The sequence below is a fragment of the Pedobacter cryoconitis genome, from assembly GCF_014200595.1.
In the GTDB taxonomy this organism is placed as follows: domain Bacteria; phylum Bacteroidota; class Bacteroidia; order Sphingobacteriales; family Sphingobacteriaceae; genus Pedobacter; species Pedobacter cryoconitis_C.
In genome coordinates this window covers 2,985,819-3,008,089 of record NZ_JACHCG010000001.1, presented here as the reverse complement: position 1 = coordinate 3,008,089, position 22,271 = coordinate 2,985,819, and the positions used below count along the sequence as shown (strand labels likewise).

Annotated in this window: 24 protein-coding genes; 21 read left to right on the top strand and 3 right to left on the bottom strand. The window is 38.3% G+C overall.

The annotated features are described in order from the left end of the window. Positions 1-127 precede the first annotated feature (127 nt). The 10 genes from HDE70_RS12800 to HDE70_RS27150 all read left to right on the top strand — a co-directional run bounded on the left by HDE70_RS12800 (position 128) and on the right by HDE70_RS27150 (position 8,798). Positions 128-625, top strand: coding sequence for a hypothetical protein (locus HDE70_RS12800; protein ID WP_183866603.1), 498 nt, complete (start codon positions 128-130; stop codon positions 623-625). Between the two features lie 224 nt (positions 626-849). Further along, a complete protein-coding gene (locus HDE70_RS12795; RefSeq protein WP_183890545.1) occupies positions 850-1,755 on the top strand; it encodes a Vps62-related protein in 906 nt (301 codons plus the stop codon). Positions 1,756-1,977: 222 nt separating this feature from the next. Then, positions 1,978-2,688, top strand: a complete 711-nt coding sequence (locus HDE70_RS12790; RefSeq protein ID WP_183866605.1) for an NDP-sugar synthase — start codon at positions 1,978-1,980, stop codon at positions 2,686-2,688. Positions 2,689-2,709: 21 nt separating this feature from the next. Beyond that, entirely contained in the window at positions 2,710-3,582 is an 873-nt protein-coding gene (locus HDE70_RS12785; RefSeq protein WP_221302047.1) for a hypothetical protein, read from the top strand. Further along, positions 3,569-4,504 (top strand): CDP-alcohol phosphatidyltransferase family protein, encoded by a 936-nt coding sequence (locus HDE70_RS12780; protein ID WP_183890543.1) that lies wholly within the window; start codon positions 3,569-3,571, stop codon positions 4,502-4,504. Before HDE70_RS12785 ends, HDE70_RS12780 begins: the two co-directional genes overlap by 14 nt. A 4-nt stretch (positions 4,505-4,508) precedes the next feature. Continuing rightward, positions 4,509-5,495 carry a lysylphosphatidylglycerol synthase transmembrane domain-containing protein gene (locus tag HDE70_RS12775; RefSeq protein ID WP_183866607.1) on the top strand — a complete coding sequence of 329 codons (987 nt, stop codon included), beginning with the start codon at positions 4,509-4,511 and terminating at the stop codon, positions 5,493-5,495. A gap of 46 nt (positions 5,496-5,541) precedes the next feature. Further along, positions 5,542-6,261: an HAD family hydrolase gene (locus tag HDE70_RS12770; protein WP_183890541.1), complete on the top strand. Its 720-nt coding sequence runs from the start codon at positions 5,542-5,544 to the stop codon at positions 6,259-6,261. Beyond that, a complete protein-coding gene (gene xseA / locus HDE70_RS12765) occupies positions 6,209-7,660 on the top strand; it encodes an exodeoxyribonuclease VII large subunit (RefSeq protein WP_183890539.1) in 1,452 nt (483 codons plus the stop codon). Before HDE70_RS12770 ends, xseA begins: the two co-directional genes overlap by 53 nt. Further along, positions 7,638-7,844: an exodeoxyribonuclease VII small subunit gene (xseB, locus tag HDE70_RS12760; RefSeq protein ID WP_068396816.1), complete on the top strand. Its 207-nt coding sequence runs from the start codon at positions 7,638-7,640 to the stop codon at positions 7,842-7,844. Before xseA ends, xseB begins: the two co-directional genes overlap by 23 nt. 39 nt (positions 7,845-7,883) lie before the next feature. Beyond that, positions 7,884-8,798, top strand: coding sequence for a tetratricopeptide repeat protein (locus HDE70_RS27150; RefSeq protein ID WP_221302046.1), 915 nt, complete (start codon positions 7,884-7,886; stop codon positions 8,796-8,798). On the opposite strand, the gene HDE70_RS12750 is transcribed toward HDE70_RS27150, so the two are convergent. Further along, complete coding sequence (locus tag HDE70_RS12750; RefSeq protein ID WP_183890537.1) at positions 8,795-9,157, bottom strand: response regulator transcription factor; 363 nt, start codon at positions 9,155-9,157, stop codon at positions 8,795-8,797. The two genes, HDE70_RS27150 and HDE70_RS12750, sit on opposite strands and share 4 nt — an antisense overlap. A gap of 164 nt (positions 9,158-9,321) precedes the next feature. On the opposite strand from HDE70_RS12750, the gene HDE70_RS12745 reads away from it, so the two are divergent. The 3 genes from HDE70_RS12745 to HDE70_RS12735 all read left to right on the top strand — a co-directional run bounded on the left by HDE70_RS12745 (position 9,322) and on the right by HDE70_RS12735 (position 11,018). After that, positions 9,322-9,501, top strand: coding sequence for a histone H1 (locus tag HDE70_RS12745; RefSeq protein ID WP_183866611.1), 180 nt, complete (start codon positions 9,322-9,324; stop codon positions 9,499-9,501). Positions 9,502-9,563: 62 nt separating this feature from the next. Continuing rightward, positions 9,564-10,556 carry an L-glyceraldehyde 3-phosphate reductase gene (gene mgrA / locus HDE70_RS12740; RefSeq protein WP_183890535.1) on the top strand — a complete coding sequence of 331 codons (993 nt, stop codon included), beginning with the start codon at positions 9,564-9,566 and terminating at the stop codon, positions 10,554-10,556. A 75-nt stretch (positions 10,557-10,631) separates the two neighbouring features. After that, positions 10,632-11,018 (top strand): acyl-CoA thioesterase, encoded by a 387-nt coding sequence (locus HDE70_RS12735; protein ID WP_111632365.1) that lies wholly within the window; start codon positions 10,632-10,634, stop codon positions 11,016-11,018. A 56-nt stretch (positions 11,019-11,074) separates the two neighbouring features. Here the strand turns inward: HDE70_RS12735 and HDE70_RS12730 are convergent, their stop codons facing one another. Further along, positions 11,075-12,091, bottom strand: coding sequence for a Gfo/Idh/MocA family oxidoreductase (locus HDE70_RS12730; protein ID WP_183890533.1), 1,017 nt, complete (start codon positions 12,089-12,091; stop codon positions 11,075-11,077). Here HDE70_RS12730 and rpiA point away from each other — a divergent pair. After that, on the top strand, positions 12,090-12,821 hold the full coding sequence (gene rpiA / locus HDE70_RS12725; RefSeq protein ID WP_183890531.1) for a ribose 5-phosphate isomerase A: 732 nt from the start codon (positions 12,090-12,092) through the stop codon (positions 12,819-12,821). The two genes, HDE70_RS12730 and rpiA, sit on opposite strands and share 2 nt — an antisense overlap. Before the next feature lie 62 nt (positions 12,822-12,883). Here rpiA and HDE70_RS12720 read toward each other — a convergent pair whose 3' ends face one another. Beyond that, the gene (locus HDE70_RS12720) at positions 12,884-14,074 is read right to left on the bottom strand and encodes an aminopeptidase C (RefSeq protein ID WP_183890529.1); all 1,191 of its coding nucleotides are present in this window, start codon (positions 14,072-14,074) and stop codon (positions 12,884-12,886) included. Positions 14,075-14,309: 235 nt separating this feature from the next. Here HDE70_RS12720 and HDE70_RS12715 point away from each other — a divergent pair, with 235 nt between their 5' ends. The 7 genes from HDE70_RS12715 to HDE70_RS12685 all read left to right on the top strand — a co-directional run bounded on the left by HDE70_RS12715 (position 14,310) and on the right by HDE70_RS12685 (position 22,271). Continuing rightward, positions 14,310-15,344 (top strand): CobW family GTP-binding protein, encoded by a 1,035-nt coding sequence (locus tag HDE70_RS12715; RefSeq protein WP_183890527.1) that lies wholly within the window; start codon positions 14,310-14,312, stop codon positions 15,342-15,344. 12 nt (positions 15,345-15,356) lie between these two features. Then, positions 15,357-17,936: a M1 family metallopeptidase gene (locus tag HDE70_RS12710; protein WP_183890526.1), complete on the top strand. Its 2,580-nt coding sequence runs from the start codon at positions 15,357-15,359 to the stop codon at positions 17,934-17,936. A gap of 91 nt (positions 17,937-18,027) precedes the next feature. Further along, positions 18,028-18,474 (top strand): antitoxin Xre-like helix-turn-helix domain-containing protein, encoded by a 447-nt coding sequence (locus HDE70_RS12705; protein WP_211321476.1) that lies wholly within the window; start codon positions 18,028-18,030, stop codon positions 18,472-18,474. An 8-nt stretch (positions 18,475-18,482) separates the two neighbouring features. Next, complete coding sequence (locus HDE70_RS12700; RefSeq protein WP_183866618.1) at positions 18,483-18,950, top strand: RES family NAD+ phosphorylase; 468 nt, start codon at positions 18,483-18,485, stop codon at positions 18,948-18,950. Positions 18,951-19,003: 53 nt separating this feature from the next. Next, positions 19,004-19,912 carry a hypothetical protein gene (locus tag HDE70_RS12695; RefSeq protein ID WP_183866619.1) on the top strand — a complete coding sequence of 303 codons (909 nt, stop codon included), beginning with the start codon at positions 19,004-19,006 and terminating at the stop codon, positions 19,910-19,912. 20 nt (positions 19,913-19,932) lie between these two features. Further along, entirely contained in the window at positions 19,933-20,589 is a 657-nt protein-coding gene (locus tag HDE70_RS12690; protein WP_183890524.1) for a class I SAM-dependent methyltransferase, read from the top strand. A gap of 284 nt (positions 20,590-20,873) precedes the next feature. Continuing rightward, positions 20,874-22,271 carry a TolC family protein gene (locus HDE70_RS12685; protein ID WP_183866621.1) on the top strand — a complete coding sequence of 466 codons (1,398 nt, stop codon included), beginning with the start codon at positions 20,874-20,876 and terminating at the stop codon, positions 22,269-22,271.

The following is a 22,271-nucleotide window of genomic DNA, read 5'->3' as shown; positions in this document are numbered from 1 at the left end:
TAGCTGATGATAATATATTTTTATTATTTTTTATAATTAATTGTTGTTTTAAAGTATTTAATGTAATTTTAAATTACTTAAAACGTATGTTTTATTATTCATAATTTAATTACTAATAAAAAGAGAAATGAAAATTAAAAAATTATTATTCGTTGCTGTTGCTGTGGTTGGTGGTACTCTATTTAGTAAAGCTGCAAATGCGCAGGCATTCGCTGAAATCCAGTTGTATGAAAACAATTTTGGTGATATTTCTCATCCATGCGGGGTATTTGGCTCAATTGCGGCAACTCAACCGGCCAATGCAAATAATCCTTATTATTCAATAGCGCTTGGCGGTACTGCTAATCTCAAGAATTTTCTGCTTCATCCTACTGCTTCATTTACGTCAATAAATGACAGAGCGAGATCTGGAAAAGTTTCTGGTACTGCGGGAAGAACTATTACTGTTTTTGATAGTCCTGATGGAAAAACGAATGATGATTATACTGTGATTCAATTTAAAACTACTGTGACTGGTTATTATCTGGATACTTTTGAGAAAAATTATGAAGATAGTAATGTGAAAGTTACTTACGTTCGTAAAAATGGTTTGGATGGAAAAGTTTCAGCTATCCGTATCCAATAACATCAGGGATTGATTTCAGGGATATTTTGAAAATGGTTTTCCAATTATAGCTGGAAAACCATTTTTTTTTAATGTCTGTTCGTTATAATAACTGAATTTGACTAAAACCCGGAATAGCTTCATTCCTGTTAAACCACGCAGTGCTCTTGGGTCCCGATAAACCACGTAGTGCTCTTGAGTACCGATAAAAACATATGTACTTCAAAAAAAACAATTATATACAAATGAAAATAAATATTTTAATAGCCTTGTGTTTACTGGCCTGCGGGTGCAAAAAGATTTTGGAGCCCTCCAACGCTTTAAAGTCCCCATCTTCTGCTGATGTTGCAGTAAATGCAGTTGATTTTTCAAAATTTAAGGTAGTAGTCAGATTACATCCTTCAGAAGACTATTTTCCAATGGAGCCTGTAGATTTTATTAAAAAATCGCGTTTCAGACATGAAAGATCTGGTTCGGATGAGGGATATAATAAGAACTCCAATAAATTTGTCAGAAATAATTCTCATAATAGTGAGTATTATGATATTCCCGTAAATGTGATCAATGGATATGGACTTGAAAGCAGTGGCAGGAACAGAAGGCCGAAGGATGATCATAAGGGGGATTATAATGTTTTCCTTGAACCGGATGATAACTTGCAGGGAGATCACGATCCCAATACCAGGGTTTCTTCTTTCCTGTATACGCCAGACAATGTAAAATTGCAATACTGGTTGTTCTACGGTTATAATTATTCTAATGTTTCCGGGCTGAGTTTTTCTCATCAGGGAGATTGGGAAAGTGTTACACTGAATATCTTAAACGATACTATTGAAGGTGCCTGGCTGAGTGCGCATGGTGATGACAAATATTATGATAAAAATGCACTTGAAATCAGTATAGCTGATGGGGTTCAGACCTTATCTGTTTATAGTGCAAAAGGAACGCATGCCTTATATAATCATCCGGGAAAGTATCATATTCTTAATTCAGATGATGCTTCGGCTGGTGGGTATGAATGGTTGATTACCGGTAAAGTTTCCAGTCTGGAAAGTCAGCCCTGGAAGGATTATGCTGGTGCCTGGGGAGAAGTTGGGCAGCAGGCAGCAACTACAGGGCCGCTTGGTCCGTGGTTCAAAAAAATCAATTAAAATCTGTCTTATTATTGCCATAATATTTTCTTAACACGCTATAATCCTGACTATTTTACTAATTTCGTCTATTAATTTAAATTTAAGCGTCTAAAATTTTATTTAAAGCGCTGTTTTTGAATTGCATGCATAGTAAATGAGGAATTCTTAATATTTGGATTTTTTCAGTTAAATTTACTTTTTGCGTCTTAATTTGATGAAATAAAAAATACGATAAGTTTTATGTTATATGCAATAATCGCTGCGGGAGAGGGTTCCCGCCTTTCCAATGAGGGCTACGTAGGTCTAAAGCCTATGGTTAGAATCAATGGAGAAATGCTGATTGACCGGTTGATGAGAATTTTCATTAATAACGACGCGGAAGTAATCTATATTATAATTAATGAAAATTCTTCTGAACTGGGAGAATATCTAAAGAATTACAAATCGGCGGTGCCGCTTAAAATCATTACAAAAAGTACGGACAGCTCTTTACATAGTTTCCATGAATTGTTAGAAGAATTTAAGGATATAGAGGAATTATGCCTGACTACAACTGATTCAGTTTTTGAAAAAGAAGAGTTTCAGCGTTATATTGAAGATTTTAAAGCAAACAAAAACGATGATGGACTGTTAGCAGTTACGTCATTCATTGATGACGAGAGTCCATTGTATATCAATTTTGATAGTAACAATGTAATCAAACAAATTACTGACCATGCAACTCAGGAAAAATCATTTGTTTCTGGCGGGATCTACTGCCTGCGTAAAAAAGCACTTGAACTGGTTCCTGTAGCAATTAATAGCGGACTGCACCGGATGAGAAATTTTCAGAGACTTTTAATACAAAATAACCTAGTGGTAAGAGCGCATAGTTTTAATAAAATTATGGATGTTGATCATGTTTCAGATATTGAAAAAGCTGAACACTTTTTAAGCGGGGCAGAAAGATAAGTGGACGGGAACATAAATAAAATGACCCTGCTTGGGGTTAAAAGAGGGAGCATATTTTCTCCTAACCATATAGGTAACGACGAGGCAATTTTTAACCTTACTATTTCAGAACTGGAAAAACTGGGTCACCAGGTTACAGTATGCACTGAAAATGAATTTCTAACCATGTCTGAGGTGAATGAAGAATTCATTTTTACAATGGCCAGGGAAAAAGATGTAATCTTAAAACTGCAAGTACTGGAAAGATTAGGAAAAACTATTATAAATTCCGGATTCGGTATTGAGAATTGTTTTAGAAACAATATGACAAATGCCTTGATTAAGGCAAATGTTCCTTACCCTAAAAGTAAAATTACCACAACTGACGCACCTGCTGAAGATTTGTTTCAGGATTTACCCGGTGATGGATTCTGGATTAAAAGAGGTGATTTTCATGCCATTCACAAAGAGGACGTAACTTATGTTGAATCTGAAGAGCAGGGAAGATATATTTTAAAAGAGTTTAGCCTCAGGGGAATACCTAATGCACTGATTTCTCAGAATTTATTGGGTGATCTGGTTAAGTTTTATGGGATAAGAGGGAGTGAGTTTTTCTACCTGTTTTATCCTTATGATCATAATCACCATAAATATGCGGAGTATGAACAAACAAACGGAAAAACTTTCCATTATCCATTTGATCAGGAGCTATTAAAAAATGTAGCCAATACTGCTGCTGAAGCCTTGAATATATTTGTTTATGGTGGTGACGCCATTGTGAGCAAGGACGGAACATTCCGTATCATTGATTTTAATGACTGGCCAAGTTTTGCACCTTGCAGGGCCCAGGCTGCACCTTATATCGCACAATGTCTGATAGAAAATTTTACATTAAAAGTTGATGAAAGAATTTAACCTGACTGAAGAACAGTCAAAAGTATCATTTGAGAATACACTGAAATCAAATGATACAGAAGAAAAAATAGATATATACTTTTACCGTCCTATTGGCTATCAGATTGCTCTTTTTTGTGCTAAATTGAATATCACCCCGAATACGGTTACGATCGTCAGTATTTTCTTTGGTGTAGGAGCGGGGATTATGTTCTATTTTCCAGATTTATGGCTGAATGTAATCGGAATGGGTTTGTTAATATTTGCCAATTCTCTGGATAGTGCAGATGGACAACTGGCCAGGATTACTAATAACAAAAGCCGTTTAGGAAGGATTCTGGATGGTTTTGCCGGAGATTTTTGGTTTGCTTCCATACATATTGCCATCTGTTTACGTCTTCAGAATGAAGGCTGGCCTGCATGGATCTGGGTATTAGGCGTTGGAGCCGGGGTTTCTCATGTATTCCAGTCGGCTATGGCAGATTATTACCGCAATGTTCATTTATTCTTTATTAAAGGTGTTTCCGGCAGTGAGCTGGATAATACAGCCGATTTACAAAGAGAATACGACAGAGATGCAAAACAAACCAATCTGTTTTTGCGGATAGTCGCTAAGGGATACATCAATTATACGCAGTTGCAGGAAAGATGTTCACCTTACCTTCAGAAATTTCTGGCGCTGGTTAAGAAAAAATATGCAACTGAATTACCTTCAGAGTTAGTCACTGAGTTTCGTACGTTGAATAAACCATTGATGAAGTATACAAATATTATCCAGTTTAATACCCGGGTAATCTTTTTGTTTCTATGGTTATTTCTGGACGAAACCTGGATTTATTTTGTATTCGACCTGGTTGTTTTAAATTCCATCTTAATTTATATGGTGAACAGACAGGAGAAAATAAGCCGCATGTTTTACGAACGTCTTTTAGCTAAAGCTTAAATCAATGAATAGTAAGGCTTATAAAGTAATTTTCATGGCACTGGGCATTGTTACGCTCGGGTTTATGATCTACAAACTGGGTTTCCATGAAATTCTGGGGAATATAGAAAAAACCGGGTTCTGGTTCCTTCCTATTATTGGAAGCTGGCTGGTTATTTACGGGCTGAATGCATTAGCATTTCGCCAGATTATCCAGGAGCCTGCATTACCTGAAAGTGACCTGCCATTTTCAACGGTGCTGCGGTTAACTATTACCGGTTATGCGATAAACTACGTAACTCCTTTTGTGGCCCTTGGTGGGGAGCCTTACCGGATCATGGAGCTGAAAAAGTTTATGGGGATCCATAAAGCAACTTCTTCTGTATTGTTATATGGAATGATGCATGTGTTTTCACATATTGTTTTCTGGGTGCTTTCGATCTTGTTGATCCTTGCGGTATTGCCGATGGAATCAACAATGGTTATTGGCTGTATTGTTGGCTTTATTGTAGGTATTTTAATCATTTTATGGTTTTTAAGTATCTATAAAAAGGGTTTCACGGTCAATACTTTTCTGCTGTTACAGAAGGTTCCTTTTGTTAAGAAATTTGCAACTAACTTTTTAAAAGAGAAATCTGAATCTCTGCATGAGGTGGATGATCAGATCAGAATGTTATATGAGCACCGAAAGTCACGCTTTTTGATGGCACTGTTATACGAAATCCTGGCAAGGGTAGTGACCTGTGCAGAGATTTATTTTACGGCTGTTGCGATTGGTTTGGATATGACGGTTTCGCAGGCACTGATTATCAGTTCGGCTTCTTCGTTATTTGCAAACATCATTTTCTTCTTTCCTATGCAGCTTGGCGTAAGAGAAGGAGGGCTGGCACTTGCGCTCCGGAGTGTGGGTTTACCAGCAGAAACCGGTATTTTTATCGGGATCATCATGAGGATCAGAGAAATAGTCTGGATTATTTTTGGCTTTATTTTAATGAGAGTTTCAAAAAGATAATTTGAAAATATCATGTACTTTTGTCAGGAATAAAATATTCAATAATATGATAAAAGGACTCTTATTTGATTACGGCGGGACGATTGATACCAATGGCCTTCATTGGGCAGTAGTATTAAAAAACAGTTATCAAAAATTCGATATACAAATACCAAAAGATCTATTTTTCAAGGCTTATTCTTTTGGCGAAAGAAGTCTGGCTATTCATCCGATTGTAGAGCCTTCATTTACCTTTTTACAGGTATTGCGTGCAAAAATTGAGCAGCAGTTTGCTTTTTTACAGGAAAATGGTTTTGAAATTGATAAAAAATACATCGGACTGATTGCCAGTGATTGTAATGAATTTGCCAGACAGACTGTTCAGCATGCCAAAATTATTCTGGAAGAACTGGCTGCAAATTATCCTTTAGTCATGGTTTCCAACTTTTATGGAAATCTGAATGCGGTACTGGAAGACTTTGGAATCAGGCACCTTTTCGCTGAAGTCGTGGAATCTGCTGTGGTAGGGGTAAGAAAGCCTGATGCAGCAATCTACGGACTGGGCGTAAAAGCTTTAGGTTTTAAGCCTGAGGAATGCCTGGTGATCGGAGATTCTTTCAGTAAGGATATTATACCGGCTAAACAGATTGGATGCCATACGGTATGGCTTAACGGCATTGGCTGGGAAGATGATGATCACCTGAGTGCGTCTAATACCAATGGTATACTGGCTGATGAAGAAATCAAGGATTTTTCAGCACTTAAAAAATACCTGGTTACATCCTGAACTCATTCGTAACACCCCTTTAAAATTGGCAGCAATACCCGCTATAAAATTATCCGAACTTACCCGTCAGATTCATGAAACAATCAACGGTGTTTTTGGCTCGAAAACATTTTGGGTAATTGCTGATATTACAAATTATACTTATAAACCTCAAAGTAATTTCCATTATTTTGAATTGGTTGAAAAAGATAAATCTTCTGCAAAAATCCTGGCTAAAATAGGCGGGAGGGCATGGGGAAATGCCTCCGTGAATATCGCTAATTTCGAAAAGGCCACGGGGCAGCAGTTTAAAAATGATATTAATGTACTGATCCAGGTGGCTGTGCAGTATAATCCATCTTTTGGGTTACAGCTTAATCTGCTGGATATTGATACGACCTTTACTTTAGGGCGGTTTGAACAGCAGCGTAAGGAAACGCTGGACAGACTGGTACGGGATAATCCTTCATTTATCCGTTTAACTGACGGACAATACCGGACCAGGAACAATGAATTGCCTTTAAACAGGGTGTTACAACATATAGCAGTGATATCATCTGATACTTCTGCTGGTTATCATGATTTCAGGCATACGCTGGAGAATAATACTTTCGGATATCATTTTGAAGTGGATGATTATTTTGCCCTGGTGCAGGGGGAAGGAAATGCAGGACAGTTTTTAACCAAGCTTATCCAGGTATTTGGCTCGGGCAAAGCCTATGATGCACTGGTCATTATCAGGGGAGGGGGTGCGCAGACGGACTTCCTTATTTTTGATAATTATGAACTCAACCGTGCAATTGCGAAATTCCCTATCCCTGTGATCACAGGAATCGGTCATCAGAAAAATGAAACGATAGCCGATTTAATGGCGCATACTTCTACAAAAACCCCAACAAAGGCAGCAGAAATGCTGATTGCACATAACAGGAATTTTGAAGAAGCTGTATTATCGGTCCAGCAGCATCTGGTGATCCGGACATTTCAAATGATGAATCAGCATAAGGAATTGCTGACCAGGTTAAATCAGACCATTATTAATTCATCGAAAAACCTGCTGCACGAAAAACACAGGGATATCCTGAACCTTTCGGGCATGGTGCTGACCAATCCTAAAATTATTATCTCCAATAAGCGCAAAGACCTGAAAAACCTGCTGGCGAACTTCAAATCTTTTAACCGGATGTATTTCGCGAATCATGGCAGGTATATTGGCCATTTTGAATCTGTAGTGAGAATGATGAGCCCACAGAATATTTTGAACAAAGGATTTGCCATTGTAAAAATAAATGGCCAGATTGTAAGTAATGCCGATGCGATTGAACCTGGAACGGAGCTCACCATAGCGCTGAGTTCAGCAGAAATCAATACAAAAGTTTTATCTAAAACATCCCGCAATGGAAAAGAATTTGAATTATGAAGCGGCTTATAGTGAACTGACACAAATTGCTCAGGAAATAGAAACTGAAGCTGTTTCTGTAGATGTACTTGCCGAAAAAGTAAAACGTGCTTCCGAACTGATTGCTTTTTGTCAGACAAAATTGAGGTCTACTGAGACTGAAGTCAACAAAATTATAAAGCAGATGGAAAACCAACCCTTATAGTTACCTTCGCCAACCGTTTAATTTAAAAAAAAATCAGCCATGTTAGTTTATAGTCCAGAAGAAGAAGAAGTATTTTTTGATCAGATTGATCAGGTTTATACACTGACTGAGTCTCAAAATTTAGAAGAAGCTGAACAGCTTTTATTAGAGATTAATGAATCGATCCCTCATCCTAAAGAAAATTGCAGTGTCGGCGGCATATTGCTGGACAGCATTTTTTCTTTTTATGAGCAGACCGGCCAGGTTGAAAAGGCATTGCCTCATTTTTTAAAAGAAACTGAATATCTTCAGGAAAAAATGAAGACTGAAACTGTAAAAAGTTCTGGTCATTTTATAACCACAGGCAGCATCTATTATGCGCTCGGTGACCTGGATAAAGCAAGAGTATATTTTAAGATTGCTCATAGTTTAGGAAAAAATAGCATTTTTCATGATTTTAACGCAGATTTCCTGCATATGGCAGTAACTTCTGATGTGGAATTTGAAGAGTTCAAACAAAATTTCGTTCCTGCTGATAATTCGCAGCAAGAAGAGCTGACAGATGAGCAGCAGGATTTGATGGAAGAATACTGTGATCAGGGAAACCTGGAAATGGATGCAGAGAATTTCGATAAAGCTGCGGAATGGTTTCAGAAAGCATTGGACGTATTACCAGCTCCTAAAGAAGACTGGGAAGCGGCAGGCTGGGTTTCGGCCTCTTGTGGTGATGCTTATTTTAATGCAGGCAAGTATAAGGAAGCGTTGGAACATTTGCTGGTAGCGCACGATATCTATGTAAGTGAAGAAGAAGTGAACCCTTTTGTATTGCTGAGATTAGGAGAGACTTATTTTGAGCTTGAAGATCATAAAAATGCAACTGCTAATTTACTGGCTGCTTATGAAATGGAAGGTGCTGATCTTTTTGAGGATGACCAGAAATATCTGAAGTACCTTAAAACGCAGCACAAACTTTAAGCACTGATCAAATAGTGCTCAATAGTAGAGAGTAAGAAAGAGATATCGAAAGGTTTAGGTACAACTTCATCTGCACATATCTCTTTCACTACTGCTAATTTAGGGTGAGTCGATAAAACGATCACCGGGATATGGCTGGACTCTTCAGCGGCCTTGATAGTTTTGCATAAAGCCGTGCCCTCTTCAGTCGGGCTGACCACATCCAGCAGAATCATATCGGGCTGGAAATTCCTGATATGCTCAAATATCTCTTTTTCTGAAGACAGCAGGTCAACAATATAGCCTTCGTCAGTGAGCACAATATTAATCAGTTCAAGAATATCTCTGTTCTTCTCCAGTACTAATATCTTTTTATTCATAAAGCTTTATATCCTTTTTTTGTTGAAGATGGGTAGTCAATCTGTGAACAAAAATAAACACAAAATCTGATCGATATGAAATTCCAGCGTCATTTTTCATGAATCTCAGGAAAGACGATTATTGCTCAAAAGTTATATATTTGGCGCAGTATAAAAATTAAAACATGGAAAAATTTTCAAAACTAAAAGAATTGCTTGCTTCTGTTGAAGTTGATGCGGAGAAATTTTATGCTGCGGGTAACAGTGCCGCAGGTACAAGAGTACGTAAAGCAATGCAGGATTTAAAAGTTCTTGCTCAGGATATCCGTACTGAAGTAACTGAGAAAAAAAACACAGCTAAATAAATAGTAGCACAACCTTACCGGAAGAGGGGGTTTGATTACCCTCTTTTTTTTGACTTTTTTTTATGTCGTATCTAGCCAGCCCAGAACGTTACACTCAAATGCAATACCGCCGTTGCGGTAAAAGCGGTTTAAAATTGCCTGCCATCTCTTTAGGATTGTGGCATAATTTCGGATATGTTGATCAGCTGGAAAATTCCAGAAATATTGTGAAGCTCGCTTTTGATAGCGGCATTACACATTTTGATCTCGCAAATAATTATGGCCCGCCTCCGGGGTCGGCAGAAGAAAACTTCGGCACCATTTTAAAGCAGGATTTTTCGGCTTACCGGGATGAAATGATTATTTCTTCTAAAGCCGGTTATACAATGTGGGATGGCCCTTACGGGGATTGGGGTTCTAAAAAGTATTTAGTTTCCAGTCTGGATCAGAGTTTAAAGCGTATGGGGCTTGAGTATGTGGATATTTTTTATCACCATCGTCCGGATCCTGAAACTCCGCTGGAAGAAACTATGGCTACACTTGATTTAATGGTGCGCCAGGGAAAGGCTTTATATGTTGGGATTTCAAATTATCCTGCACCTGAAGCGGCTGAAGCGTTGCGTATTTTGAAGGAACTGGGTACACCCTGCTTAATTCATCAGCCTAAATATTCCATGTTTGAAAGATGGATAGAGGGGGGATTACTGGATTTACTGGGTGAACAAGGGGTTGGATGTATCCCATTTTCTCCATTGGCGCAAGGGTTACTGACCAATAAATACCTGCATGGTATTCCTGAAGATTCAAGGGCCGCAAAACCGCATGGGTTCTTACAGGAAAATCAGATTACTGCTGAACGTCTTCATCAGTTACAGGAACTAAATGCTTTGGCGGTTAAACGTGGCCAGAGCCTTGCACAAATGGCTTTATCCTGGATTTTAAGAGATGAACGGATTACTTCTGTCCTGGTAGGGGCAAGCAGACCAGAACAGCTTGCAGATTCAATCAAATGCCTTGACCAGCTCTCTTTCAGCGAAGATGAATTGCGTGCGATTGCGCATGTTTTATCAAATTAATTCTGGTAAGTTTGCAGCCTTAAACGGGCAGTCTGTTTGCAGACTGCCCGTTTTTAATATATATAAAATACAAAAATGACTATAGAAGAGAAGATTAAAGCGTCAGAGACCCGAATTTTTAAAGCCGTATTTCCTAATACTACCAATCATTATGATACTTTATTTGGCGGGACAGCCATGCATATGATGGACGAAGTAGCGTTTATCACTGCTACAAGATTTAGCCGCCAGAGAATGGTTACTGTGAGCAGTGACAGAATAGATTTTAAAATGCCTATTCCTGCCGGAACAATTGTTGAACTGGTAGGTACGGTAAGCCATATTGGAAATACCAGTATGAAAGTAAAGGTAGAAATCTATGTAGAGCAGATGTATTGTGAGGATCGTGAAAAAGCGGTTACTGGTGAGTTCTCTTTTGTAGCGATTGATGAACATAAAAAACCTACAGCAATTATTAAATAAGTTTTGAAATTTCTGGTAAAAGGGCCGTGTTTTTTAAAAATACGGCCCTTTCATAGTTATTTGCTTTCCAGTATCGTAATTTGACGGATAATCTGTTCTTGCTGTACAGGATAAGGTTTATTTGCTCTTATAGTCTGATAAACAGCCTCGAATAAATTCAGGTACGAAGCTTTACCTGGGGGTATGCTGGTTTTTGTGATTTGTCCACCTGCATCAATTGTACTCAAAATGCCTTCTTTTCCTGGTAATTCAATTCCATATAATGGATCATCGGGGTTCATATTTTTTAATAGCTGTGTTTCCTGTATATCTGAACGATGTTTGAAATAAGAACCTTTGGTTCCGTTGATCACAAATGCGGGCTGTTGTTCTACAACCAGCATACTCATGGTAATAAATACCTGGAGGTTTTCCGGATATTTTAAATGCAGGTAAGCATAGTCGTCTACCTGTGTTCCCGGACGGTAATAGCCCAGTGTTTTAGTCCAGCTTAATGGTTCACCAAATAACGCAAATACCATATCCAGTAAATGGGGGCCGAGATCATATAATAAACCACTGCCTGGCATTGGTGTTTCTTTAAATACTTTAGGCCCGATAGTATACCGGTATCGGTCATAGCGGATATGCGCTTCTACGATTTGTCCCAGCTTTTTACTGTCTACGATCTCTTTTGCAGCTAAAAAATCACTGTCATAGCGACGGTTCTGGTAGGGAAGGATATGAAGGTTATGTTCTTTTGCTTCTTGAAAGAGTAATTCAGCTTCTTCAACGGTTACTGTAAATGGTTTTTCTACCAAAACATGTTTACCAGCGCGAAGTGCTTTTTGTGCAAATTCAAAGTGCGTATAATTTGGGGTATTGATAATGACCAGTTCTATCTCCGGGTCTGCAATAAGTTCATCTACAGAGTCATAGCTTTTAAGTTCCGGAAAACGAAGCTGTGCTGTTTTTTCTGATCTTTCTACTACTGCATACAAATCAAATCCGGGATGTGCAGCTACAAATGGGGCGTGAAATAACTTTCCAGACATTCCAAAGGATAATATGCCTGTTTTTATAGGTTTTTGCATGGATAAATATATTAAATTTAGCCCGGATACTAATTTGGTTCAGATGATTGATTACAAACTGGAAGCTGCTAAAGCTTCACTGGATTTTATAAAAGAAGGACAAATAATTGGTTTAGGTGCTGGAAGTACAATTGTACATTTAGTGAATTTAATCAGCGCCAGGAAAGAGTTTGCTGAATCCTTAACCTTTGTGTCCTCTTCTTTTAAAACGCGCTCCTATCTCCTTGAAAAAGGCTTAAAAGTGGTATATTCCAGTGTGTTATCAAAACTGGATATTTACTTTGATGGTTGCGATCAGCTGGATTCAGATTTAAATGCATTGAAAAGCGGAGGTGGGATCCATACCAGTGAAAAGATTCTGGCCTCCATGGCTTCTGCATTTATTTTAATCGGGGATGAGGGGAAAATGGTAACTAAACTGGATCATACTTATCCTTTGGTTATAGAAATTTTACAGGAAGCATTACCGGTTGTTCTGGGACATATTCAGTCAGTTTATCCGGATTCAGTGGTGAAATTAAGAATGAGCAATCAAAAAGATGGTGCACTGATTTCTGACAATGGTAATTTACTGGCAGATATTCATTTTACTGAATTACCGAAATTAAGTACGCTGAATATTGCGATAAAAATGATCCCGGGCGTGGTAGAGCATTCGCTGTTTTATGGGATGGCTTCTAAGGCAGTAATTGCGGGAGTGCAGGGAACGCGTATTATTATAAAGGCATAAAAAGAGGGTTAAAAATATCATATGATACTTTTAACCCTCTTTTTATGTATTGATATAATGGATTAAATACCCAGGTTTTTTCTGATAGCTGCTGGTATACCGCCTTTGTTCAGCAAGAAAGCAGTAGTTTTATATTTTACATAATTCTTGGTTACATACAAATAACCTTTGTAGTCATTGGTTACACCCCATGAATTTTTAACAATATAGTATTCTCTGCCATTCTGATCTTTAGCTAATCCAACGATATGCATACCGTGATCATCCGTAGTTTCATAGTTATCAAAAGCTAACTGACGGTTTTCCTGAGTGATTTCCATTTCTGGTTTTGGCTCACTGAACATTGTCGCTTTCTCCTGCTCATTCATTTCATCATATGGTTTAGCAGGGATATAAGCCACACCATTTTTGTAAGAGAAAGATTTCTCGCTCACATCAGTTGCCCAGGCTACAGAGTAACCGTTTTTCAATGCATTGTCAATGATATCAGTGATTTCGTTTACTTTAACGTTGTAAACCTGATCAAATGACCAGTTATCCTGTACCAGCAAAGTGAATTTGCTGTAAAACGGATGATCGTTAAATGAAGACAATTCTACATAGTCATCAGGATTAAGACCTACTACCTGTTTTGCAAAAGTTTGTGGAGTATAGCTTTTACCTTTGTAGTCGAATTTTTCAGGAACCTGGCCTAAATAAGCGTCGATTGCTCCTGTATAAGCTTTTTCCCAGTTTGGTGTTAATGTTTTGTTTTTAACTACAGCTTCTAATATGCCTGTAGTAATTGCACCCATTTCACCTAGTTTATTGATTTTAGTACCGTAGTTTAAGCCTGTATAGTTTACTTGTGGAACTGCACCATATTTTCTGTACATATTGATTACATCATGCAGAGCACCACCGTCACCTAAAGAAACAGCGCCATGCATACGTACATAATTCTTACCTTTTTCCACATAAACGTTACGCGCAGAAAACATCTCTGATAAAGCTACAGGTGCTTTACCCATTCTGATCATTTCTGATTCCAGGAAAGAGTTTGTAGAGTAGCTCCAGCAAGTTCCTGAAGAACCCTGATTTTTAACAGATGTATTTTCAAGGTTAATTACATCCGTGAATTTAAATCCTGAAGTACTGTTTGCAGATTGATTGTTTTTTAAAGAATTAACCAGGTTATCCTGTGCAAATCCAAAAGTGGAAGTTAATAATAGTCCTGAGGCGAAGACTAAAGGTTTAAATATTGATTTATTCATTATTGTGTGTTTGATTAGTATTCAACGTAATATTTATTTCGCAACAATATTGCATTTGCGTATCTTTGTCTGGCAATGTACATCTTTTAGACAATAATGAAAAAATATTGCCGGGAAAATATCCTGAACCACATAAAATTTACACAAGGCAGTATTGAACGTTATTTTATTTGGCTAAAAACAGGTGTAAATAGTAAGTTTGTAAATCATAGGCAGTTCAAATTTCAATGAATAGATGAAAGCAAAAGAAGTAACCATCCTGACCGGATTTTTAGGTGCAGGGAAAACAACAGTCCTGAATGCGGTAATTTCAAAAATGAAAGATACCCGTTTTGCGATCATAGAGAATGAAATTGGTTCGGAGAGTATCGATGCCGGGCTGATTATTAAGGGGGATGAAGATGTGGTGGAATTGAATAACGGGTGTATTTGCTGTACGCTGAACGATGATCTTTTTGAGATTTTAAATAATTTGTGGGATAAAAAGGATTCATGGGACCATTTGATTATAGAGGCTACCGGAATTGCTGATCCTGCGAATATTGCACATCCTTTTTTGATGATGGATCAGGTGAAAAGGGGATATGATTTAAAAAGGGTTATTTGTATTGTCGATGCGGAGCTCATTGAAGATCAGCTAAAAGAACGTCCGGAAGCGATTAAACAGATCGCTTTTAGTGATAGTATCTTATTAAATAAGGTAGAGCGGGTGAGTGAGGATTATGTTAAAGAATTACAGGCTGTTTTAAAGGCCATCAATCCATTTGCTGAAATACTGATTGCCGCTAAGGATGATTTTCAGGTACGTAAAATGTTTGCCAGAGAGCGTTTTGCTAATTTTTACAGTAATCCAAAGCCTGTTTCAACGCCAAAAGGAATGTTCAGTCTGAGTAATAGCAGCGATGAAAAACAATCCTTAATGGCTTTTGCAGCTTCTCATCAAAAACATGAGCATAGTGATATTGAAACTATACTTTTAAAGTATAAGGAGAGTTTGAATATTGAAGAGCTGGAGCACCGGATGATGGTCTTTCTGATTGTGCAATCGGCTAATGTATACCGGATCAAGGGTATCATTTACAGTCATCTCTTTCAGAGCAGGATCATTTTGCAAACAGTAGGGAAATCACTTTCTATCACCCTTGGTGAGAACTGGTTACCTGATGAAATTAAAGAAACAAAGATTGTTGTGATTGGAAAAGGGCTTAAAGTATTTGGTTTTGATAAAATGTTCCGTACTTGTTTATATACTGAATCTGAACTAAAATAGTAAATTGCCAGCATGGTTCTTCGCTATAAATTATTGTTATTGCTGGTTATTATATTGGCTTCCTGTTCTTCACGAAAAGCCGGGCCTGTGGTTCCTGCGGTAGAAAATGGGGTAAGCAGGTCGCTGGCGATTTATCGTAAAGCTGTGCTGACGGCTATTCATTATACTTTGGAACTCGATATTCCAGCCGAAAAAAATAAAGGGATTGCTGCACATGAAATCCTGAATTTTAAGCTGAGTAGCGCCAGAACGCCTTTGCAGCTGGATTTTAAAGAAGATCCTTCGAAAATCAGCTTGCTGACGATTAATGGTAAAGCAGCTCCGGTAACGCATAGTAAGGAACACCTGATCCTGCTTCCTGAGTTTTTGAAAAGAGGGGACAATGAAGTCCGGATTCTATTTCGGGCAGGTGAAGGCGCGTTAAACCGAAATACTGATTATCTCTATACTTTATTTGTTCCGGACAGAGCGCGGACTGTTTTTCCCTGTTTTGATCAGCCCGATTTAAAGGCGAATTATACCTTAACGCTTCATCTGCCTAAAGCCTGGAAAGCAATAGCCAATGCAGAGCTGAAAGACTCTGTGCAGAAACAAGAACGTAAAACTTATCATTATAAAACTTCTGATTTGTTAAGTACTTATTTGTTTGCATTTGCAGCGGGTAAGTTTCAGCTTAACCAGGGGATTGTTCATAAACAGCAAGCGGATTTTTTATACCGGGAAACTGATGCTGCAAAGATTAAACTTAGTTTGCCTGCGATCTATGCGATTCATTCGGGTGCTTTAAAATACCTGGAAGACTGGACTGGAATTCCTTATCCTTTTCAGAAGTTCGGATTTGTAGCTATCCCCGATTTTCAGTTTGGTGGAATGGAACACCCTGGTGCAATACAGTATAAAGCAGCCAGTTTATTTTTGGATGCTGGTGCAACTAAAGATCAGCTGAATGCCCGTAATAACCTTATTGCGCATGAAACTGCACACATGTGGTTTGGCGATCTGGTAACCATGGACTGGTTTTCTGATGTTTGGATGAAAGAGGTTTTTGCCAATTTTATGGCAGATAAAAGTGCAGAGGAAGCAGATGGAAAGGATAATTATGCAATTAAATTCCTGATTGATCATTTTCCTGCGGCTTATGCGGTTGACCGTACAGCGGGTGCTAATCCTATTCGTCAGCCGCTTGATAATTTAAAGGACGCGGGCACGCTTTACGGGAATATTATTTACCATAAAGCCCCTATTATGATGCAGCAGCTGGAAAAGCTGATGGGGAAAGATAAATTTCAGCAGGGGGTCAGAGAATATTTAAAGAAATTTGCAAATAGTAATGCTTCATGGCCGGATTTGATCCGTATTCTGGATAGCTATACCGCTGTAGATTTAGAGAAATGGAATAAAGTATGGGTAAATGAAAGTGGCAGGCCTGTAATTGAGTATAAGATAAGTTATCAGGGTGATAAAATAAGCAGTTTGGTGCTGACTCAGCAAGCTGAATCCGGAGAGAAAAGGGTATGGCCGCAAACTTTTGAGGTAACTTTGTTTTATCCTGGTGCTGTTAAAGTAATCAATGCTGATTTAGTAGCAGAGCAGCTGGAGCTGAAAGAGGCTGCCGGGTTGGATAAGCCGTTATTTATCCTTTTTAACTCGGCTGGTGATGGGTATGGGCAGTGGCCGGTTGATCCTGCTGTTCAGCAGCATTTATTTGAGCTGAAGAAGCCGTTGCATCGTTCTGTTGCCTATATTTCCTTATATGAGCAGATGTTAAGCGGGAAAAGTGTGGAACCAGCCGCTTTATTAACGCTGTTTAGCCAGGGGCTGGCTAAAGAAGGAGAAGAGTTGAATATCAGGTTACTCAGCAATTATATCAGTACTATTTACTGGCAATTCAGCAGTGTTAAAGAAAGACAGCTTTTATCAGCTGCACTGGAAAATAAATTATGGGATGCAATGCTGCAACAGCAAAGCAGTAATAATAAAAAACAGCTTTTTAAAGCTTATCAGGATATTTTTATGAGCCAGGTGGCGAGAAATAAGCTGTACCAGATCTGGAAAAGTCAGAAAGCTCCTGCGGGTATTACGCTTTCTGAGGATGATTACACGAGTCTGGCGCTATCTCTGGCGGTAAGAGATGATGCGGATATGTCTATTTTACCTGTACAGGAGTCCAGAATTACGAACCCTGACCGTAAAAAGAGGTTTGAATTCATTATGCCAGCTGTTTCGTCGAAGAAAAGTATAAGGGATGATTTCTTTGACAGCTTGAAATTTCCTGCAAACAGGGCAAAAGAGTCCAATGTTCTGGCTGCTTTATATTATTTGCATCATCCTTTGCGTCAGCAATATAGTGTTGCTTATTTAGAGAAAAGTCTGGATTTATTAGGGGAAATTCAGTCTACTGGTGATATCTTCTTTCCGCAGTCGTGGTTACAGGCTACATTTGGGTATTATCAAAGTACAGCAGCTGGTGCTATAGTGAGTGGATTTCTTAAAAATCATCCGGATTATAACCCACGTTTGAAGGCGAAAATCTTGCAGGCAACTGATAATCTGGCCCGTGCGGCACGATTATCGTCACAGCGAAGTAAATAAGACTGGTTATTTTAGAAGCTAAATGGATATACGAATAATTTCGACCTTGATATTGAAAAAATTCGTATATTAGTCTTCTAAACTCAAGGATATGTCAGCTACAAGTGTATTACTTTCGGATAAACGCACAGAGACACTTCGCGTCAAGTTTAATGCAATTGATGTAAGTGATGATATGAAGGTCTTTCAATATGCCAGACAGGGGTTAAAACCCGGTTTATTCTATGATTTTGCTGAAGCGATTAATATTTCAAATAAATCACTGGCGGATTTGATTAATATATCATCCAGAACAATCAGCAATTATAAAGAGCAGAAAAAATTACTGGAACCTGTTTATGGAGAGCATTTGCTTAAATTAATAGGCCTTTATAAAAAAGGAGTGGAGTTATTTGGTACTGTAGATGAGTTCAGTTACTGGTTAAATAAACCTTTCTGGAATTCAAAAGAGCGTCCTATGGACTGGTTAACTACCCCGGGCGGAGTAGATCTGGTTGCAGATGAGCTTTTGAAAATGGCTTATGGTGACGCTGTTTAAGTGTACAGATGATCGTATTCAGAATAGGGCATAAAAATTATGCAGGCTCGCTCACTGCTTCGGGTGCAAATGGACGATGGGCTTCTACTGGTAAGCGTGTAATTTACTGTGCAGAAAACATCCCGCTGGCCTTTATGGAAAATATGGTGAGGCGGCAGGGAGTTGGTTTTAATCAGGATTTTAAAACAGTTTTTATTGAAATTCCGGACGATTTACTGATCAGTACGGTAGAAGAAAGTAAGCTGGACCCCGACTGGCGTGATCCTTATGATTATAGTCATTGCCAGCCGATAGGTAATAAATGGTTTGATGATCTGCGGATACCTGTTTTGAAAGTTCCGTCAGCGGTAATGCCGGAATGCAATAATTATGTAATCAATACTTTACATCCTGATTTCAAAAGGATTAAATTAATTGCAGTCACAGACCTTGTTCCTGATGCAAGAATAGAAGATATCCTCAAAAAATACCATTAAAATAGCACGTACAAATTAATGCAGATTCTCAAACCAGCTCAGGAAATCTTATAATGGGTTTAAAAATTATAAAGTTTATATTTTTTGGCAACTATTTTATAGGTTTACTGGCCGTGGCTTTGACCATAGAGTCTACTTTACAGTTAAAGGTCCCTTTTAACTCCCTGAATTATTATGTATTGTTGTTCCTCGCACCCATAGTCTATTATACTTATGCGTATATGGGGGCAACTGATAGCCGGAAAACGCAAAATCCAAGAACGGCCTGGTATGCAGAACACCGTGGTTTTATACGGTTGAGCCAGCTCGTACTGAGTATGGTTTGCGGTGGACTGATTTTTTATATGACCGTCAGTAATTTTGAGGCCATTTTACATTTGCCGCTGGTTTACTGGATGGTTGTTGGTATAATCGTAGCCATGGCTGTTTTATATTATGGTTTAGTACCTGTGTTTTTCTTTAATCTCAATTTAAGGAACACAGGCTGGCTGAAACCCTTCATTATAGGGTTTGTATGGGCTGCTACTGCGAATTTATTACCTTTAATCTTATTGAAGATAGAATCCGGTACTGATGTTGCCAGAACGACGCTCTGGTATTTTCTTTTTGTAAAGAACTGGATGTTTTGTACGGTTAATGCAATTATGTTTGATATGAAGGATTATGCGATTGATTCCAATAATCAGCTGAAGACTTTTGTGGTCAGAATAGGGCTTAAGAAAACAATATTCTTTGTGCTGATCCCACTTTTAGTTACTGGAATTATATCCTTACTGGTTTTTGCCAATATTGAACATTTTCCTGCATCAAGAATTATATTTAACCTGGTTCCTTTTGTGCTGACTGCACTTGTTGCTTATTCCATGAACAGCAGAAAGAAAATATTTTATTATCTTATCGTCATTGATGGGCTGATTATGGTGAAGGCCATTTGCGGCATTATTGCAATGCAGTTTATTTAGTTTGCTTTTAACAGACGGGAATGAAGAACAATTATGACAGTATAGCGGATTATTATGATGTGCTGAGCAGAATGGTCTTTTTCCGGGCACAGGTCAAAGCACAGATCCAGCAGTTAAGTGCGGTTCCCGCAAACAGTACTATTTTAATTGCAGGAGGGGGGACTGGCTGGATATTGGAAGAACTTGCTAAAGTTCATTCTTCTGGATTAAAGATCACCTATGTCGAAATTTCATCCAAAATGCTCGAACGTTCAAAAAAAAGAGCGGTAAAGGGAAATAGGGTGGAGTTCATCCATGCGGCAATGGAAGATTTTAAACCTTCAGGGTTTTATGATGTACTGATTACTGCTTTCTTTTTTGATAATTTTTCTGCGGACAATATCCGGTTGATCTTTAATCAGCTCAATGCTTTGCTTAAGCCTGGTGGAATATGGCTTTTTGCGGATTTTTATTATACGAAGCAATCCGGGAAGAGGTGGCAATTACTTTTATTAAAGTCTATGTATTTGTTTTTCAGCAAGATTTCATCCGTGGAGGCAAAAACGTTGATTAATACGGAGCATTTTTTTGAAGAACAGACTTATGCCGTCTTAAAAACTGATTTTTATTACGGTAGTTTTATTAAAGCAATTATTTATCGGAAACCGGCTGAGATTATTCCGGTTTTATTGGGATAATTGGCCTTATGGTACTGAAAAATGGCTTTATTTTATGCTCTTTTGTGCTTTATGAGTCAGTCTATTGTCATATAAAAGGATTTTTAGTTAATTGCACTGGTAGCTGGCTCTTTATTTCCACTTAAAAGCCCTTAATAGCCTTAATTAAGCGATTTTAAAACCAATTGTTTGAATTTAATAAGTATTGATTTGAACTGAATATTTTCGGTTGATGTTCTAACAGATACTTTTGTCACGTACAATAAACACTAAGTAGATTATAGATTTAATTTAACATCAATCTAATGCCCCGAATATCATTTTCTACCCTTCTTTTTTCCTCTTTCCTGTGTACTGCTGTAACTACTGAGGCCCAAACCCTGAATATGAAGGATGCGGTCCATACAGCAATTACCAATTACGGAACTATAAAGGCAAAAAGCAATTACGTGAGCGCCTCTAAACAATCAGTTGAACAGGCCAGAAGGGAGTATCTCCCAAATTTAACACTTGCTGCACAGCAAGATTATGGAACTATTAATGGTCAGAACGGACCGCTTTCTGCTTTAGGTGGATTAAGCACGGCTTCGTCTGGCCCGGCACTTGCCCAGCAAAATTGGAATGCTGCTTTTGGAGCGCTTTATCTCAGTAATATAAACTGGGATTTCTTCAGCTTCGGAAGAATCCGTGAAAAGATCAAAGTTTCAAAAGAAATCCTTAAGCGGGATGAAAATGATCTGAGCCAGGAAATATTCCAGCATGAGGTGCGGGTATCTGCTGCTTATCTGAATTTGCTTGCGGCTCAGCGACTCACTAAATCTCAGCAGAAAAACCTGGAAAGAGCGATAGTTTTTAAAGATAATGCGTCACTGCGTGCAAAAAATGGACTGATCGCCGGAGTAGATTCTTCTTTAGCTGCGGCAGAAGTTTCAAACGCTAAAATTTCACTGACCAAGGCAGTTGATCTGGAACAGGAACAGGCGAATAAACTGGGCGTTTTAATGGGGGTTACTGCTACTGGTTTTAAGGTAGACACTGCATCGATTAACCATGTTCCGCAGTCAATTTTATTAGCAGATACCAATGTGAATTTTAAAGAGCACCCGCTTTTGAAATTTTACAAGAACAGAATAGAGGTTAGTAATCAACAATTGAATTATTACAAGAAGCTGGCTTACCCGACTTTTTCTTTAATCGGAATACTACAGGGCAGGGGTTCAGGATTTGAAACTAACTATCCGAATGACCTGAATGCGTATTCACATAGTTATGGTGATGGAGTTAATCCAACCCGTGGTAATTATTTGTTCGGTGTTGGCGTAACGTGGAATTTAACGACGATTCTGCGTAATGCTCCGCAGGTTAAAGCACAGCGTTATATTTCCAGTGGCCTGCAAAATGAATATGAACTGGTTGATCAGCAATTACATGCGCAGCTGGCACTTGCTGAAACCAAGATTAAAAATGCAATGGACAATTATAACGAAGCTCCTGTACAGGTTAAGGCAGCGAGTGAGGCGTATTTGCAGAAAAGTACTTTGTATAAAAATGGGTTGACAACAATTGTTGATTTAACGCAGGCACTTTATGCGCTGAACAGGGCAGAGACTGATCGTGATATTGCTTATACCAATGTTTGGCAGGCTTTATTATTGAAATCAGCCGCAATGGGTGATTATAATCTATTTATTAACGAATTTTAA

Bases quoted from the DNA above. Each gene is read 5' to 3' on its own strand.
- HDE70_RS12800 (WP_183866603.1), top strand. From the start codon at position 128: ATGAAAATTAAAAAATTATTATTCGTTGCTGTTGCTGTGGTTGGTGGT.
- HDE70_RS12795 (WP_183890545.1), top strand. From the start codon at position 850: ATGAAAATAAATATTTTAATAGCCTTGTGTTTACTGGCCTGCGGGTGC.
- HDE70_RS12790 (WP_183866605.1), top strand. From the start codon at position 1,978: ATGTTATATGCAATAATCGCTGCGGGAGAGGGTTCCCGCCTTTCCAAT.
- HDE70_RS12785 (WP_221302047.1), top strand. From the start codon at position 2,710: ATGACCCTGCTTGGGGTTAAAAGAGGGAGCATATTTTCTCCTAACCAT.
- HDE70_RS12780 (WP_183890543.1), top strand. From the start codon at position 3,569: ATGAAAGAATTTAACCTGACTGAAGAACAGTCAAAAGTATCATTTGAG.
- HDE70_RS12775 (WP_183866607.1), top strand. From the start codon at position 4,509: ATGAATAGTAAGGCTTATAAAGTAATTTTCATGGCACTGGGCATTGTT.
- HDE70_RS12770 (WP_183890541.1), top strand. From the start codon at position 5,542: ATGATAAAAGGACTCTTATTTGATTACGGCGGGACGATTGATACCAAT.
- xseA (WP_183890539.1), top strand. From the start codon at position 6,209: ATGAAGAAATCAAGGATTTTTCAGCACTTAAAAAATACCTGGTTACAT.
- xseB (WP_068396816.1), top strand. From the start codon at position 7,638: ATGGAAAAGAATTTGAATTATGAAGCGGCTTATAGTGAACTGACACAA.
- HDE70_RS27150 (WP_221302046.1), top strand. From the start codon at position 7,884: ATGTTAGTTTATAGTCCAGAAGAAGAAGAAGTATTTTTTGATCAGATT.
- HDE70_RS12750 (WP_183890537.1), bottom strand. From the start codon at position 9,157: ATGAATAAAAAGATATTAGTACTGGAGAAGAACAGAGATATTCTTGAA.
- HDE70_RS12745 (WP_183866611.1), top strand. From the start codon at position 9,322: ATGGAAAAATTTTCAAAACTAAAAGAATTGCTTGCTTCTGTTGAAGTT.
- mgrA (WP_183890535.1), top strand. From the start codon at position 9,564: ATGTCGTATCTAGCCAGCCCAGAACGTTACACTCAAATGCAATACCGC.
- HDE70_RS12735 (WP_111632365.1), top strand. From the start codon at position 10,632: ATGACTATAGAAGAGAAGATTAAAGCGTCAGAGACCCGAATTTTTAAA.
- rpiA (WP_183890531.1), top strand. From the start codon at position 12,090: ATGGATAAATATATTAAATTTAGCCCGGATACTAATTTGGTTCAGATG.
- HDE70_RS12730 (WP_183890533.1), bottom strand. From the start codon at position 12,091: ATGCAAAAACCTATAAAAACAGGCATATTATCCTTTGGAATGTCTGGA.
- HDE70_RS12720 (WP_183890529.1), bottom strand. From the start codon at position 14,074: ATGAATAAATCAATATTTAAACCTTTAGTCTTCGCCTCAGGACTATTA.
- HDE70_RS12715 (WP_183890527.1), top strand. From the start codon at position 14,310: ATGAAAGCAAAAGAAGTAACCATCCTGACCGGATTTTTAGGTGCAGGG.
- HDE70_RS12710 (WP_183890526.1), top strand. From the start codon at position 15,357: ATGGTTCTTCGCTATAAATTATTGTTATTGCTGGTTATTATATTGGCT.
- HDE70_RS12705 (WP_211321476.1), top strand. From the start codon at position 18,028: ATGTCAGCTACAAGTGTATTACTTTCGGATAAACGCACAGAGACACTT.
- HDE70_RS12700 (WP_183866618.1), top strand. From the start codon at position 18,483: ATGATCGTATTCAGAATAGGGCATAAAAATTATGCAGGCTCGCTCACT.
- HDE70_RS12695 (WP_183866619.1), top strand. From the start codon at position 19,004: ATGGGTTTAAAAATTATAAAGTTTATATTTTTTGGCAACTATTTTATA.
- HDE70_RS12690 (WP_183890524.1), top strand. From the start codon at position 19,933: ATGAAGAACAATTATGACAGTATAGCGGATTATTATGATGTGCTGAGC.
- HDE70_RS12685 (WP_183866621.1), top strand. From the start codon at position 20,874: ATGCCCCGAATATCATTTTCTACCCTTCTTTTTTCCTCTTTCCTGTGT.